The organism is Streptomyces sp. S07_1.15, assembly GCF_020739505.1.
Lineage (GTDB): Bacteria > Actinomycetota > Actinomycetes > Streptomycetales > Streptomycetaceae > Streptomyces > Streptomyces xinghaiensis.
Genome location: NZ_JAJBZK010000001.1, coordinates 2,700,153 through 2,715,814 on the forward strand (window position 1 = coordinate 2,700,153; position 15,662 = coordinate 2,715,814).

The 15,662-nt window shown below is 72.9% G+C and carries 13 protein-coding genes; 2 read left to right on the forward strand and 11 right to left on the reverse strand.

The window, feature by feature from the left end:
• Positions 1-153: 153 nt before the first annotated feature.
• Positions 154-948, forward strand: coding sequence for a prolyl oligopeptidase family serine peptidase (locus tag LIX60_RS11515; protein ID WP_227958348.1), 795 nt, complete (start codon positions 154-156; stop codon positions 946-948).
• Between the two features lie 106 nt (positions 949-1,054).
• Here the strand turns inward: LIX60_RS11515 and LIX60_RS11520 are convergent, their stop codons facing one another.
• Complete coding sequence (locus tag LIX60_RS11520) at positions 1,055-2,017, reverse strand: LysR family transcriptional regulator (protein WP_227958349.1); 963 nt, start codon at positions 2,015-2,017, stop codon at positions 1,055-1,057.
• 120 nt (positions 2,018-2,137) lie between these two features.
• Here LIX60_RS11520 and LIX60_RS11525 point away from each other — a divergent pair, with 120 nt between their 5' ends.
• Positions 2,138-3,496: an MFS transporter gene (locus LIX60_RS11525; protein WP_227958350.1), complete on the forward strand. Its 1,359-nt coding sequence runs from the start codon at positions 2,138-2,140 to the stop codon at positions 3,494-3,496.
• A gap of 86 nt (positions 3,497-3,582) precedes the next feature.
• Here LIX60_RS11525 and LIX60_RS11530 read toward each other — a convergent pair whose 3' ends face one another.
• From LIX60_RS11530 to LIX60_RS11575, 10 genes are all read right to left on the reverse strand, one after another.
• Positions 3,583-4,173, reverse strand: a complete 591-nt coding sequence (locus LIX60_RS11530; protein WP_227958351.1) for a Uma2 family endonuclease — start codon at positions 4,171-4,173, stop codon at positions 3,583-3,585.
• A gap of 130 nt (positions 4,174-4,303) precedes the next feature.
• The gene (locus tag LIX60_RS11535; RefSeq protein WP_227962724.1) at positions 4,304-5,590 is read right to left on the reverse strand and encodes a thymidine phosphorylase; all 1,287 of its coding nucleotides are present in this window, start codon (positions 5,588-5,590) and stop codon (positions 4,304-4,306) included.
• 8 nt (positions 5,591-5,598) lie between these two features.
• Positions 5,599-6,051, reverse strand: a complete 453-nt coding sequence (locus tag LIX60_RS11540; RefSeq protein ID WP_227958352.1) for a cytidine deaminase — start codon at positions 6,049-6,051, stop codon at positions 5,599-5,601.
• A complete protein-coding gene (locus tag LIX60_RS11545; protein WP_374117843.1) occupies positions 6,052-7,353 on the reverse strand; it encodes an ABC transporter permease in 1,302 nt (433 codons plus the stop codon).
• Positions 7,350-8,528: an ABC transporter permease gene (locus tag LIX60_RS11550; protein WP_227958353.1), complete on the reverse strand. Its 1,179-nt coding sequence runs from the start codon at positions 8,526-8,528 to the stop codon at positions 7,350-7,352. The genes LIX60_RS11545 and LIX60_RS11550 overlap by 4 nt, the downstream gene beginning before the upstream one ends.
• Entirely contained in the window at positions 8,525-10,252 is a 1,728-nt protein-coding gene (locus LIX60_RS11555; RefSeq protein ID WP_227958354.1) for an ABC transporter ATP-binding protein, read from the reverse strand. Before LIX60_RS11555 ends, LIX60_RS11550 begins: the two co-directional genes overlap by 4 nt.
• Positions 10,253-10,339: 87 nt before the next feature.
• Positions 10,340-11,374 carry a BMP family protein gene (locus LIX60_RS11560; protein WP_227958355.1) on the reverse strand — a complete coding sequence of 345 codons (1,035 nt, stop codon included), beginning with the start codon at positions 11,372-11,374 and terminating at the stop codon, positions 10,340-10,342.
• Between the two features lie 182 nt (positions 11,375-11,556).
• Complete coding sequence (locus LIX60_RS11565; protein WP_374117971.1) at positions 11,557-12,942, reverse strand: amidohydrolase; 1,386 nt, start codon at positions 12,940-12,942, stop codon at positions 11,557-11,559.
• Between the two features lie 247 nt (positions 12,943-13,189).
• Complete coding sequence (locus tag LIX60_RS11570) at positions 13,190-14,212, reverse strand: hypothetical protein (protein WP_227962727.1); 1,023 nt, start codon at positions 14,210-14,212, stop codon at positions 13,190-13,192.
• A gap of 226 nt (positions 14,213-14,438) precedes the next feature.
• A complete protein-coding gene (locus tag LIX60_RS11575; protein ID WP_019710398.1) occupies positions 14,439-15,365 on the reverse strand; it encodes an N-acetylneuraminate synthase family protein in 927 nt (308 codons plus the stop codon).
• Positions 15,366-15,662: the final 297 nt, after the last annotated feature.

The window sequence follows — 15,662 nt, forward strand, 5'->3', positions numbered from 1 at the left end:
CGTACTCTAACTCCTACGCGCGTAGATCCGCTGCCGTCCCGCTGCCGTCCCGCCGCGGCCCGCCGGGAAGCGGCCGGTGGGCCCGGTGATGGATGCAGAACGGTGACCTCTCCGTGTGATGGAGTACACCCCGTCTTCTGCCAAGGTTCTGTCATGGCTCAGCAAGCAGTGCCGGCGCGGGGTGCCCGGTTGGGACGGGCGGTGGGGACGACCGGGCGGAGAACGGCGGTGAGCGGAGCCGTCGTCCTGCTGGCGGACGGCCCGCCCGCGGGCACGGAACGGCAGTCCCCGCTGACGGCGGCGGCCGTGCTGCCGCTGGCCCGCCACCTCGCCCGCGCCGGGCACGACGACGGGCTCGTCGTCCACTCCGTCCGCTACCGCGGCCGGGGCTGGAACGGTTCCGCAGCCCATCCGGCGGAGGACGCGGCGTGGGCCGTCGACGAGGTCGTGCGGCGCTACGGCGACATACCCGTCTGCTTGGCCGGGACGGGCATGGGTGCCCGGGCCGCGCTGCTCGCCGCGGGCCGGCCAGGGGTCGGCTGCGTCCTGGCGCTCGCCCCGTGGCTGCCGGCGGAGGGCAAGGACGCGCCCGACCCCGACCCCGTGAAGCAGCTGGCGGGACGCCGGGTGCTGCTGGTGCACGGCACGAACGACGAGCGGACCGACCCCGAGCAGTCCTACCGCTACGCGCAGCGCGTGAAGAAGGCCAACCGCGACGTGTGCCGCTTCGAGGTCCACTCGGACGGGCACCGGCTCCAGCAGCACCGCGCCGAAGTCCGGGCGCTGGCCGCGGACTTCGTGCTGGGGTCGCTCTTCGAACGCGGGTTCTCCCGCCCGCTGGAGGACGCGCTGGCGGCCCCGCCGCCGCTCGGGCTGCGGATGCCGCTCGCGGTGGGATTCAGGGCCACCGTGCCCGGGGCCCGGACGGGGCGCCTCCGGCGGGGGTGAGGTCCTCCGGCCGGGCGGGGCCGTTCCGCGCGGGGCGGCCCTCCGCGCAGCCGTCCCCGCTCCCGCCCGGCGTCCCCGCTCCCGCCCCGCCCCGGCCCGCCCCGGCTCAGCGGGGCAGCAGACGGCCGCGGCGGGAGAGGAGGAAGCGCTTGAAGGCCGCCACCGGGGGTGTGTCCGGATGGCCGTCCAGCCAGGCCACGCCGATCTCCCGTACCGCGCGCGGCGCCGTGACCGTCAGCTCGGCCACCCCCGGCCGCGGTACCGCCGGTGGCGGCAGCAGCGCCACGCCGAGTCCGGCGGCCACCAGCCCCCGCAGGGTCTCCGCCTCCTCCCCCTCGAACGCCACCCGCGGTTTGAAGCCCGCCTCCGCGCACAGCGCGTCGGTGATGAGGCGCAGCCCGTACCCCGGTTCGAGCGTGACGAAGACCTCCTCGGCCGCCTCCGCGAGCCGCACGCGCCTGCGCCCGGCCAGCCGGTGGTGGTCCGGGACGACCAGCCGCAGCCGCTGCTCGTCCAGCCGCCGGGCCACCAGGTCCGGGGCGTCGGGGACCGGCGCGGTGAGGCACAGGTCGAGCTCGCCCGTGCGGAGGCGTTCGAGCATCGCCTCCCCGTAGTTCTGGACGAGCTGGAAGCGGACCCGGGGGTGGTCGGCGCGGAAGGCACGGATCAGGCCGGGCACGGTCTCCGGGCCGAGCGTGTGGAGGAAGCCGAAGGCGACCTTGCCCGCGGCCGGGTCGGCGTCGGCCCGCACGGACTCGGCGGCGCGCTCGACCTCGGCGAGGGCCCGTTCGACGGAACGGAGGAAGGTCCGGCCCGCGGGGGTGAGCGACACGGTGCGGCCGTGCCGGGCGAAGAGCGCGACCCCGAGGTCCTGTTCCAGCCGGACCATGGCCCGGCTCAGGGTGGACTGCGGTACGGCCAGCTCCTCCGCCGCCCGCGTGACGTGCTCGTACCGGGCGACGCCCGCGAACTGCGCCAGGCGCGGGGCGAGCAGCGCCGGCCAGGAGCCGGCCTCCAGCCCGGCGGCCGCGGCGTCCGGCGCGGGGGTGCTCCCGGTGGTCACCGGCATGTCTTTTTCGTTCCTGTTCGGTGACACGCGCGCCTCTCAGCTCTCCTCATGCAGCAGTGCATCGTTTTCCCGGAATCCGTGCATTGGACGCATTAAACCGCGCGTGCCTACGGTTCCGGTATGTCTCCCGCCGATACCGGGGCGTCCGCCGTGATCCGCGCGGGCGCCGCCGACCCGACGTCCCCCTCCGCTCCCGGCCCTTCCGCGCCCCGCCCCGACTCCGGGGCCGACTCCGGGGCCGGTGCCGACGCCACCGGGCTCCACCCCGGCGGCCCCGGCTACCGGCGCCTCAGCCTCGCCCTCTTCGCCGCCGGTGTCGCGACCTTCGCCCTGCTCTACTCCACCCAGGCGCTGCTCCCCGCGATCTCGGCCGATCTGCGGGTCACCCCCGACGCGGCGAGCTGGACCGTCTCCGGCGCCACCCTCGGTCTGGCGCTGGCGGTGCTGCCGCTGAGCGCGCTCTCCGAGCGCTTCGGGCGGCGGGCGCTGATGACCGGCTCGCTGACGGCGGCCGCGCTCATCGCGCTGGCTGTCCCCTTCGCCCCGGACCTCGCCTCGCTCGTGGCGCTGCGCACGGTCCAGGGAGTGGCGCTCGCCGGGGTGCCCGCCTCCGCGATGGCCTTCCTGGCCGAGGAGGTGCGGGCGAAGGCCCTGGTCGGGGCGGTCGGCCTGTTCGTGGCCGGCAACAGCATCGGCGGCATGTCCGGCCGGATCGTGACCGGCTGGGTCGCCCAGCTGTGGGGCTGGCGGGCGGCCCTGGGCGCGATCGCCCTGCTCGCGGTGGTCTGCACGGCAGTCTTCCGGCTGCTGGTGCCCCGGGCCGCGCACTTCACCCCCGTCAAGGCCGGCCCGCGGGCCCTGCTGCGGACCGTCGGCGGGCACCTCTCGGACCCGCTGCTGTGCCGGCTGTACGCGATCGGCGCGCTCTTCATGACCGTCTTCGGCGCGGTCTACACGGTGATCGGCTACCGGCTGGCCGACGAGCCGTTCGGACTGCCCCAGGGCATCGCCGGTTCGGTCTTCCTCATCTACCTGGTGGGGACGGCGGCGTCCGCCACCGCGGGCCGGCTCGTCGCCCGGCTGGGGCGGCGCGGCGCGCTCTACGCGGCGGTGGTGACGACGGCGGCGGGGCTCCTGGTCAGCCTGGCCGACGCGATCGCGGCGGTCCTCGCCGGGCTGGTGCTCGTCACGGCGGGCTTCTTCGCGGGCCACGCGGTGGCCTCGTCCTCCGTCAGCCGGTCGGCGCGCACGGGCCGGGCGCAGGCGTCGGCGCTGTACCAGGCGGCGTACTACGTGGGCTCCAGCGCGGGCGGCGCGGTGGGCGCCCTGGCGTACCACGCGGCGGGCTGGCCGGGCACGGTGGCTCTCGGGCTGCTGGCGGTGGTCACGGCGGCAGGCATCACGGTGTACGCCACGCGCAGGGCCCTGGCGGAGCGCCGCTGCCGGGCGGCGCACCCGGCGGCGTACGCGCGGTCCTGACGCCGGCCGGCGCGGGGCCCTTCCCAGCCGGCGGCGAGGAAGGGCCCCGCGTGTGCCGCGGAGCGGAGACGGGAGTCAATCCGCCATCAGTCCACCGGGAAGACACCCGTGTCGATGGTGAGACCGAACGGCTCGGGCAGTTCGATCTCCTCGCCGTACACGACTGTCGCCAGAAGGCGGTACGTTCCGCTCTCGGGCCGCCCGTAGAGGGTCGCCGTCGGTTCCCCGGAGTGCCACGGATCCAGCAGCAGGTACAGCGGGACTCCCGCCCGCGCGTAGCCGTGCACTTTGCTGACTCTGTCGTGGTTGGCGTTGCCGCTGGAGGTGATCTCCACGACCAGCTCCGCCTCGTCGGCCGGTACGGCGTGGCCGGGGCGCTTCATCGACTCCAGGGGGATCACGGCCAGATCGGGAATGTACAGTCCCGACCGCTCGGGCACGGACAGCCCCTGGGTCTGGAAGATCTCCCAGTTCTCCGGGAGTACCTGGTAGAGCATGCGCTGCAGCTTGGCAGCGGTGGTGTTGTGCATGTTGCCCGGCGGCGGTGACACGGTGATGATCCCCTCGATGATCTCCACCCTGCAGCCCTCGGGGGCGTCCGTCTCCTTCCAGAAGCGGACGAGGTCGTCCCACTCGTAGCCGTTGCCGGACTGGTGGTCGACGGTGAGTGCGCTCACGGCGGTCTCCTCATTCGGTGCGTCACCGATCCCAGCATGCCGAAAGGGACCGGTGCGGGTCCACCGGTCCCTTTCACCCGTACGGGGCGGGGTGGGGCCCAGCCCCTGTACGGGCGGTCTTCGGGCCGTCTCAGGCGTCCGGGGCGATGCGCTCCAGCACGATCGGGGACGGCTCGTACGCCGTGCCCGGGGGCGCGATCTCCGCGGCGCCGTCGAGGGCCTCCAGGGCGTAGCCGAAGCGCTCCGGGGTGTCGGTGTGCAGGGTCAGCAGCGGCTGCCCCGCGGTGACCTCCGCGCCCGGCTTGGCGTGCATCTCGATGCCCGCGGCGGCCTGCACCGGGTCCTCCTTGCGGGCCCGGCCCGCGCCGAGGCGCCAGGCGGCCACGCCGACCGCGTAGGCGTCGAGGGCCGTGAGCACACCCGAGGCGGAGGCGGTCACGACGTGCTGCTCGCGGGAGACCGGGAGCGGCGCGTCCGGGTCGCCGCCCTGGGCGGTGATCATGCGGCGCCAGTGGTCCATGGCGGATCCGTCGGCCAGCGCCTTCGCCGGGTCGGCGTCCGGCAGTCCGGCCGCGTCGAGCATCTCGCGGGCCAGCGCCAGGGTCAGCTCGACGACGTCCGACGGTCCGCCGCCCGCCAGCACCTCCACCGATTCCCGGACTTCGAGGGCGTTGCCCGCGGTGAGGCCGAGCGGGGTGGCCATGCCGGTGAGCAGGGCGGTGGTCCGCACCCCGTGGTCGGTGCCGAGGCCGACCATGGTGGCGGCCAGTTCGCGGGCGTCGGCGAGGTTCTTCATGAAGGCGCCGGAGCCCACCTTCACGTCCAGCACCAGGGAGCCCGTGCCCTCGGCGATCTTCTTGGACATGATCGAGGCGGCGATCAGCGGTATCGCCTCGACGGTGCCGGTGACGTCGCGCAGGGCGTACAGCTTCTTGTCGGCCGGGGCGAGTCCGTCGCCCGCCGCGCAGATGACGGCGCCGGCGTCCCGCAGCACGGCCATCATCTCGGCGTTGGACAGCGACGCCCGCCAGCCGGGGACCGACTCCAGCTTGTCGAGGGTGCCGCCGGTGTGGCCGAGGCCGCGGCCGGAGAGCTGCGGCACGGCGGCGCCGCAGGCGGCGACCAGCGGCGCCAGCGGCAGGGTGATCTTGTCGCCCACGCCGCCGGTGGAGTGCTTGTCGGCGGTGGGGCTGGACAGCGCGGAGAAGTCCATCCGCTCACCGGAGGCGATCATGGCGGCGGTCCAGCGGGCGGTCTCCGCGCGGTCCATGCCGTTGAGCAGGATCGCCATGGCGAGCGCGGACATCTGCTCGTCCGCGACCTCCCCGCGGGTGTAGGCGTCGATGACCCAGTCGATCTGGGCGTCGGTCAGCCGGCCCTTGTCGCGCTTGGTCCGGATGACGGAGACGGCGTCCATGGGTTCCATCAGTTCGCTTCTTCTTCCTGGTGTTCGCCGCCCGCCGGGCGGCCGAGGCGCGCCAAGTCCTCCGCGCCGAAGGCGTCCGGCAGCACCTCGCTCATCGGGCGGATGCCGGACGGGGTGTCCACGAGCAGGTCCGGGCCGCCGTGCTCCCACAGCAGCTGGCGGCAGCGGCCGCAGGGCATCAGCCGTTCGCCGTCCCGGCCGCAGCAGGTGAAGGCGGTGAGCCGGCCGCCGCCGCCCGCGACGAGGTCCGAGATCAGGCCGCACTCGGCGCAGAGCGCCACCCCGTAGGCGGCGTTCTCCACATTGCAGCCGGTCACGGTGCGGCCGTCGGCCGCGAGGGCGGCGGCACCCACGGGGAAGCCGGAGTAGGGGGCGTAGGCCCGGGACATGACGTCCCGGGCCGCGCCCCGCAGGGCTTCCCAGTCGGTTTCCCGGACGGGGACAGCGGTCACTTACTTGCCCTGGCCCTTCTGATAGGTACGGCCGATGGCCTTGGGGGGCCGCAGCCGCTGGGCCGCCAGTGCGAGCACCAGCAGCGTGGCGACGTACGGGGTGGCCTCGACGAACTCGCGCGGCACCGTCTCGGTGAAGGCGTACCAGAGCACGAGCAGCACCGCGAACACCGCGCTGATCGCGGCGGTGCGGCGGCTGGTGGCCCGCAGCTTCCACAGGGTGACGGCGACCAGCAGCACCACGGCCAGCAGCAGCAGCGCGTGGACGGTGTCGCCGCCGCCGCGCAGCTGGAGGCTGTCCATGAAGCCGAAGAGGCCCGCGCCCATCGCGACACCGCCCGGCCGCCAGTTGCCGAAGATCATCGTGGCGAGGCCGATGTAGCCGCGCCCGCCGGTCTGGCCGTCGGAGTAGAAGTGCACGCCGATGGCCATGAACGCCCCGCCCAGGCCCGCGAGCCCGCCGGAGACCAGCAGCGCCGCGTACTTGTACGTGTAGACGTTGACGCCGAGCGACTCGGCGGCGGTCGGGTTCTCACCGCAGGAGCGCAGCCGCAGGCCGAAGGAGGAGCGCCACAGGACGAAGAAGGTGCCGACGAAGAGACCCGCGGCGACCAGCGTCAGCCAGGACACGTCCGTGGTCAGACCGCGGAGGATGCCCGCGGCGTCGGAGAGCAGGAACCAGTCCTTCTTCTCCAGGGTGCCCAGCCCGTCGGAGAGCAGGGGGACGGAGAACCTCGACATGTCGTCCATCGGCGGCGACTGCTTGTCGTTGCCACCCGCGGCGGCCGCCTCGGAGCCCTCGGCGCCGAACAGCAGCTTGGCGAGGTACTGGGTGACGCCCAGCGCCAGGATGTTGATCGCCACACCGGAGATGATGTGGTCCACGCCGAAGGTGACGGTGGCGATGGCGTGGATCAGTCCGCCGAGGAGACCGCCGATGACACCCGCCAGCGCGGCGGCCCACGGCCCGTACTGGTAACCGGCCCAGCCGGCGCAGAAGGTGCCGAGCATCATCATGCCCTCGAGGCCGATGTTGATGACGCCCGCGCGCTCGGCCCAGAGGCCGCCGAGTCCGGCGAGGCCGATCGGCACGGCGGCGATCAGCGCGCCCCCGTACTGGCCGGAGGAGGTGAGGTCGCCCGCGCCGGTCCAGGCGCGCAGGACGGAGAGGAGCAGCAGCACACCGGCGATGATCAGCAGGACCACCGGGTACGACAGCCTGCGGCGCTCCCGCTTGCCGTCCTGCTTGCCGTTCCTGCCGCTCAGTCCCTTCGCGACCGCGGCTGTGAGGTTGGTGCTCACGCGGACACCTCCGCCTTCTCGGTCTTCCCGTTGTCCCGGGCCTCGGCGGCGAGGCGTTCGCCGACCTTGCGCTGCTGGGTCCGCAGGCCGTAGCGGCGGACGACTTCATAGGCGATGACGACGCAGAGGACGATCACGCCCTGCATCACGCCGACGATCTCCTGGGCGTAGCCCTCGAATTCGAGCCGGCCGCCGGTGCGCTCCAGGAAGCCCCAGAGCAGCGCGCCGAGCGCGATGCCCACCGGGTGGTTCCGGCCGAGCAGGGCGATGGCGATACCGGTGAAGCCGATGCCGTTGGGGAAGTCGGTGCCGAAGTTGTACGACTCGCCCAGCAGGGTCGGCATGCCGACCAGGCCGGCCACGAGGCCGGAGAGGAGCATGCTGGTGACGACCATGCGGCCGACGCTGACGCCGCCGGCCTGCGCGGCCGATTCGGAGCGTCCGACGGTGCGCAGGTCGAAGCCGAACCGGGTGCGGTTCAGCAGGAACCAGTACAGGACTCCGACGATCACCGCGACGACGATGAAGCCGTTGACCGGGGCCTGCCCGGTCGGGATCTCGAAGAAGTGCGCGGACTCGGGGATCGGCTCGGTGTGGATGATGTTGCCGTCGCGGACCGCGAGCCGGCCGTCCTGGAGGAAGTAGCCGATGATCGCGCCGGCGATGGCGTTCAGCATGATGGTGCTGATGACCTCGCTGACGCCGCGGGTGGTCTTCAGCAGGCCGGCGATGCCGGACCAGAGGGCACCGACCATCATCGCGACGATCATGATCACCGGGATCTGGATGATGCCCGGCAGCGCCAGCGCCCCGCCGACGACGGCGGCGAAGAAGGCGGCGATGCGGTACTGGCCGTCCACACCGATGTTGAAGAGGTTCATCCGGAAGCCGATGGCGACGGCCAGCGCGGACAGGAAGTACGGGATCGCCTTGTTGACGATGACGATCTGGCTGTCGCTCTTGGAGCCGTACTCGACCATGATCGAGAAGGCCCGGAACGGGTTGTCGCCGGTCGTCAGGAAGATCAGCGAGGTGATGGCCAGGGCCGCGACGATGGCGAGCAGCGGGGCGGCGACGCCGAGGCCCACCCGGTGCCAGTCGATGGCGGCGCGGGAGCCGGCCGCCGGGGCGGCGGTCCCTCCGGACCCCTGGGGGGCGGGGGTGGTGGTGCTCATGCCTCTTCCTCCCCACGGGTCTCGTGCGCTTCGCCGTCACGGTCGGCGGACGGCTGCAGGGTGCCGCTGGCGGCGCCGGTCATGGCCGAGCCCAACTCCTCGGGGGTGATGGTCGCGGGGTCGGCGTCGGCGACCAGGCGGCCGCGGAACATCACCCGCAGGGTGTCGGAGAGGCCGATCAGCTCGTCGAGGTCGGCCGAGACCAGCAGCACGGCCAGGCCCTCGCGGCGCGCGGCCCGGATCGCGTCCCAGATCTGCGCCTGGGCGCCGACGTCCACGCCCCGGGTGGGGTGCGCGGCGATCAGCAGCTTGGGGTCGTGGCTCATCTCGCGGCCGACGATCAGCTTCTGCTGGTTGCCGCCGGAGAGGCTGGCCGCGGTGACGTCGATGCCGGGGGTGCGGACGTCGTACTCCCGGACGATCCGCTGGGTGTCGGCACGGGCGGCCTTGATATCGAGCAGGCCGCCCTTGCTGTTGGGGCGTTCGGTCACGTGCCCGAGGATGCGGTTCTCCCAGAGCGGGGCCTCCAGCAGCAGGCCGTGCCGCTGACGGTCCTCGGGGATGTAGCCGATGCCGCCCTCGCGGCGCTTGCGGGTGGGGGCGTGGGTGACGTCCTCACCGTCCAGCACGACGCTGCCGCCGTCGGGTATCCGCATGCCCATGATCGCCTGGACCAGTTCGGCCTGGCCGTTGCCCTCCACTCCGGCGATGCCCAGGACCTCGCCCCGGTGGATGGCGAAGGAGACGTCGTCGAGCACGGCCCGCACCACGCCGTCGGGGTCGGTGGCCGACAGGCTGAGGGAGTCGACCGTCAGCATCGGCACATCGGTGACCGTGGACTCGCGCGTCTCCGGCGAGGGGAGTTCACTGCCGACCATCAGTTCGGCGAGCTGCTTCCGCGTCACGTCCGCCGGCTTGACCGAGGCGACCGTGGTGCCGCGCCGGATGACGGTGATGTCGTCGGCGACGGACAGCACCTCGCCCAGCTTGTGGGAGATGAAGATGACGGTCAGGCCCTCGGCCTTGAGCTCGCGGAGGTTGTCGAACAGCGCGTCGACCTCCTGCGGCACGAGGACGGCCGTCGGCTCGTCGAGGATGAGCGTGCGGGCGCCGCGGTAGAGGACCTTGAGGATCTCCACGCGCTGGCGGTCGGCGACCCCGAGGTCCTCGACGAGGACGTCCGGGCGGGCGCCCAGGCCGTAGGCGTCGGAGATCTCCATGATCCGGGCGCGGGCGCGGCCGGCGATGCCGTGCAGCTTCTCGGCGCCGAGGACGACGTTCTCCAGGACGGTGAGGTTGTCGGCCAGCATGAAGTGCTGGTGCACCATGCCGATGCCGCGGGCGATGGCGTCGCCGGGGCTGTGGAACGACACCTGCTCGCCGTCGACGGAGATGGTCCCCTCGTCCGGCTTCTGCATGCCGTAGAGGATCTTCATCAGGGTGGACTTGCCGGCGCCGTTCTCACCGACGAGCGCGTGGACGGTGCCGCGGCGGACGGTGATGTCGACGTCGTGGTTGGCGACGACGCCGGGGAATCGCTTGGTGATGCCGTGCAGTTCGACCGCGGGGGCGCTGTCCGCCCGTGAACTGCTGCTGGACGCTTTGATGGCGCACTCTCCTCGGAGAAGGGAGCGGGACGGGGGCGCCGGCCGGGACCGGCCGGGCGAGGTGGGAGGGATACAAGCGTTCGGGGGGACAGTAGCGAAGCTACCCCGCCCCACCATGCTACGCGCGTAGCATCCCGTCCGTACACGGGCCCGGAGAAGGTCGGACCTTCCCCGGGCCCGGGGGTTCCGCTACGGAAGCCGGTGTCAGCGCTTCGGCTGCTCGTCGACCTTGACCTCGCCGCTGACGATCTTCTCCTTGGCGGCGTCGATCTTCGGCTGGATGTCGTCGATGAAGCCGCCGGAGGTGGCGAGGCTGACGCCGTCCTCCTTCAGGGTGTAGGCGTTGACGCCGGTCAGCGGCTTGCCGTCCTCGACGCTCTTGATGAGGTCGAAGACCGCCACGTCGACGTTCTTGACCACGGAGGTCAGGATCGAGTCCTTGTACTTCGCCAGACCCGGCTGCTGGTACTGGTCGGAGTCGACGCCGATCGCCCAGGTGTCCTTCTTGCCCGCGATGGCCTCGATCGAGCCGGCACCGGACTGGCCGGCCGCGGTGTAGATCACGTCGATGCCGCGGTCGAGCATGCCCTTGGCCTTCGCCTTGGCGGCGGCCGGGTCGTTGAAGCCCTTGTCGTTGTTCGGGTAGAGGTACTCCGGGAAGACCTCGATGTCCTTCTTGGTGTCCTGCGCGCCCTGGACGAAGCCGGCCTCGAACTTCTGGATGAGCGCGTTGTTCACGCCGCCGATGAAGCCGACCTTGCCGGTCTTGGACTTGAGCGCGGCCGCCACTCCGGCGAGGTAGGAGCCCTCGTGCTCGGAGAAGACCATGCTGTCGACGTTCTTGCCCTCGGACACGGAGTCGACGACGCCGAAGGTGGTGTCCGGGAACTGCTTGGCGACCTTCTCGATCGACTTGCCGTAGTTGAAGCCGACGCCTATGACCGGGTTGTAGCCGGCCTCCGCGAGGGAGGACAGCCGCTGCTCGCGGTCGGCCTCGGTCTCGTTGTTCTTGGCCGTCATCAGCTTGGCGTCGACGCCCAGCTCGTCCTTGGCCTTGTCGACACCGCGGGCCGCCGACTCGTTGAACGAGTGGTCGTCACGGCCGCCCACGTCGAAGGCGAGGCCGACGCCCTTCTCCTTGCCGCCCGACTCCGTCGAGGACTCACCGCAGGCGGCGGTGGTGAACATGAGAGCCGCGGAGGCCATACCCGCGGCAGCGATCTTGGTTACCCGGCGCACGAGGACTTCCCCTTAGGACGAGCGCTGCCGTTGGGCGGCGCTGTGTAGGACGAGCGCCTGGCAACGGCGCTGGCTTTTTCGCATCGTAACGCGCGTAGATGCCGGGAAATCACCTCTTCCGCAGCCGTTATCGGATCGACGCGAAGTGGTGTCGACCAGTATGTGGACGGCGTGTTGCGTGCTTACGGACGGTGTCCGTCCAGCAGCGCAGCGGCGGTGAACAGCTCGACGCCGACCCGGATCGCGTTCTCGTCGACGTCGAAGTCGCCGCAGTGCAGATCGCGGCGCGCGGTGTCCCCGGGCCGCCGCACGCCCAGCCGGGCCATGGCGCCCGGGACCCGCTCCAGGTACCAGGAGAAGTCCTCGCCGCCCAGGCTCTGCTCGGTGTCCTCGACGGCGTCCGCCCCGCGGCGCGCGGTCATCGCGTCGGCCAGCAGCTCGGTGGCGCCGTGCTCGTTGACCACCGGGGGCACCCCGCGGACGTAGTTGATCTCCGACTTGGCCCCGCCGAGGGTGGCGATCTCGTCGATCGCGGCGTGCACCAGGTCGGGCGCCGCCCGCCAGGCCGGCAGGTCCAGGCAGCGGACCGTGCCGGACAGCTCGGCGTGCTGCGGGATGACGTTGCAGGCGTGCCCCGTCTCCAGCCGGCCCCAGGTCACGACGAGCCCGGAGCGGGTGTCGACCCGGCGGGCGAGGAGAGCGGGCACCTCGGTGGCCACCTTCGCGGCGGCCGTCACCAGATCGGTGGTGAGATGCGGACGGGCGGTGTGCCCGCCCGGGCCGTCGAGGGAGACCTCCAGACGGTCGCAGGCCGAGGTGATCGGGCCGGTGCGCAGGCCGATCCGGCCCGCGTCCACCCGGGGGTCGCAGTGCACCGCGAGGATGCGGCCGACCCCGTCCAGCACACCCGCCTCGATGGCGTCGGGCGCACCGCCGGGCAGCACCTCCTCGGCGGGCTGGAAGATCAGCCGCACCGGGTGCGGCAGCCGGCCCTCGCGGGCCAGCGCGGCGAGGACCAGCCCGGCGCCGAGGACGACCGTGGTGTGCACGTCGTGGCCGCAGGCATGGGCCCGGTGCGGGATCGTCGAACGGTACGAGACCGTCTTGGTGTCCGGGATCGGCAGCGCGTCGAGGTCCGCGCGCAACGCCAGGACGGGACGGTCCGTGCCCGGGGCGGGGTCCGTGGCCGTGGCTGTGCCCGTGGCCGTGCTTGTGGCTGTGCCCGGGGCTGTGGCGTCTCCGTCCGGGGCCGGTGCGGAGCCGATGTCGCAGACGAGCCCGGTGCCGGCCGGGAGCACCCGCGGGGCGAGACCCGCGTGCTCCAGCCGCGCCTTGACCGCGGCCGTGGTGCGGAACTCCTGGTTGCCCAGCTCCGGGTGCATGTGGAGATCCCGGCGGAACGCGACGAGCTCGGCGAAGAGGGCGTCGGGCAGCGTGCCGGGCATCCGGGGGCCGGCGGCGGCGATCCGGGCGGACACGGCCGCCGCGGTAGGTGCCGTTCCGGATCCCGGAGCGTGGGGTTCCGCGGTGTCGTCCGCGGACAGCTCGGCGTCGGGCTCGGGGGACATCACATGGTTCACCCTGTGCAGGGTACGGCCGTTGGACCTGCCGTCGCCTGTCGATCAGTAAAAGTTCAGCCCGTCAGGGGAAGAAAAAACGGGTCCGCGCCGCATAACCGCAGCATCTGGGGGGTAGCCAGCTTTGATACCCATCTGCGGCCGCTGCCCGGCATGTGAGACCGCACGGGTGAGCGGGCGGCCGGCGGGGGAACCGGCCGGGTGACCGGGCACCGTTCCCGTCCCCGCCGCCCCTGGTTCACTGCCCGGCCGACGGAGCCGAGCTCAGCCGGTGCACATCGCGGGCCGTCCCCGTGACCACCGCTAGAAACCCCTCCGCCCGGGGCGAGGCGCTCTCCGTCAGCCACCCGGGGTCGATGTCACAGGCCGATACCCGCACCCCCGTGCCCGCGAGCGCGAGCGGCAGCGTGTGCAGCACCGTGGAGGGAAAGCTGACGACGCTGCGCCCGATGGGGCCCCGGCGCGCGATCAGCTCCAGCGGCAGCTCAGGCCGGACGATCTCCAGCCCCGCCTCGTCCGCCAGCCGGTGGAGTTTGTCCGTGCTCTCCCTGCGGTGGGCGAAGTACCGGGTGGCGCCGTGCTCGCGGGCCAGGGCGGTGACGGCGCGGATGTAGTGCTCCGTGTCGACCACCCCGGTCTCGGCGAGGTTGGTGCCGACCAGGTCGGCGCCCCGGGTGAGCGCGGGCGGCCCGAAGCGGTGGCGCGTCCAGGCGAAGTCGTTGGTGCCGAGGGTGATGCCGTCCGGCACCTCGACGGGCATCGAGCTGAACACCTCGACGGACCGCCCCGCGCGCGGGGTGAGCCGCCGGCGGGCGGCGGCCGAGACGGGCGCGTACACGGCGTCACGCACCCCCCCGATGCCGCCCCTGCCGCTGCGGTGCCAGCGCACCAGGCGTTCCCCGCGAGCCAGTTGGGCGACGAACTCCATGGTGGCCGTGCCGTCGTCCACGACGACGATCTCCGGCGCGCCGGTGAGCGTCAGCAGCAGTTGCACATAGCGCGAGAACGGATCGCCGATGACGACCCGGCGTGCGCGCCGGAGCGCGCCGGAGAGCGACCCCACGGTGCGCAGGGGGGCCGACGCGCCGCCGCGCGCGTCCTCCCAGCGCACGCCCACCCCCTCCTCGCGGGCGAGTTCGGCCATCCGCCGCAGCTGGCCGCGGGTCATGGGGTCGTTGTTGGACAGCACCACGACGGTGACCCCGGCCGGCCCCCCGGCGCCCCGGCCGAGGTGCGCGTGCAGCCACTCCAGGACGTTCAGGAGCTGGACGGGGCTTTCGACGAAGGCGAGCGTGTCCCCGCTGCCGGGCCCGTCCGGCTCCGTGGCGGCGCGCCGGGCGGCCCGGCGGCGGAGCGCGCGGGGGCGCTCCGCCGCCGGGTCCGGCCGGCCGTCACGGGCGCCGCTGCCGCCGCCCGTCACGCCGTCCGCCGCCCCGTCCGTCCCCCCGTCCGTACGGGATCTGCTCACCGCGGCCGACCTCCCGGTCTCAGACCGTCGCGGGTTCGCGGTCGGCGCCCTCGGCGACGACCCCGGCGACCCGGCGCAGCTTCTTCATGGGGCCGAGCTCGCTCTCGTAGACCTTCTTGACGCCGTCACCGAGCGCCTCCTCCACGACGCGGATGTCGCGGACGAGGCGCTGCAGGCCCTGCGGCTCGACGGAGGCGGCCTGGTCGGAGCCCCACATGGCGCGGTCGAGCGTGATGTGGCGCTCGACGAAGGCGGCGCCGAGGGCGACGGCGGCGAGGGTGGTCTGCAGACCGGTCTCGTGGCCGGAGTAGCCGATCGGCACGTTCGGGTACTCGGCCTGCAGCGTGTTGATCACGCGCAGGTTGAGCTCCTCGGCCTTCGCCGGGTAGGTGCTGGTGGCGTGGCAGAGCAGGATGTTGTCGCTGCCGAGCACCTCCACCGCGTGCCGGATCTGCTTCGGGGTGGACATGCCCGTCGAGAGGATGACGGTGCGGCCGGTGGCGCGCATGGCGCGCAGCAGGCCGTCGTCGGTCAGCGAGGCGGAGGCCACCTTGTAGCAGGGGACGTCGAACTTCTCCAGGAAGGCGACGGACTCCTCGTCCCACGGGGAGGCGAACCAGGCGATGCCGCGCTTCTTGCAGTGCTCGTCGATCTGCCGGTAGCCGTCCTCGTCGAACTCGACGCGGTGCCGGTAGTCGATGTACGTCATGCGGCCCCAGGGGGTGTCGCGCTCGATCTCCCACTGGTCGCGCGGGGTGCAGACCTCGGGGGTCCGCTTCTGGAACTTGACGGCGTCGCAGCCGGCGTCGGCGGCGGCGTCGATCAGCGCGAAGGCGTTGTCCAGGTCACCGTTGTGGTTGATGCCGATCTCGCCGGTGATGTACACGGGCTGGCCCGGTCCGGCGAGACGGTCACCGAGGGTGCGAAGACGGGACGTGGTGCTCATCAGGAAGATCCTCTTTTTCGGGGTTCGCGGGGTTCGCGGTGTTCCGGGGTGCTCCGGAACGTTGGGAGTTCCGGGGTGCGGGCCCCGGGCGGGCGACCGGTCCGGTCCGGTCGGACCGGGTCGGATCGGGTCGGGTCTGCGGGGACGTGCTGTCGGGTCGGTTCGGGTGGTGGGGCTGTGCGGGTGGGGCGGGTGGGGCGGGTGGGGCGGGGCGCAGCCGGGTGGAGCGGGTGGCCGGTGCGGGGCTCGGGGGCGGTCGGTGCGGGCGGTGGTCGGGACCGGGGTCGGGGTCGGGCG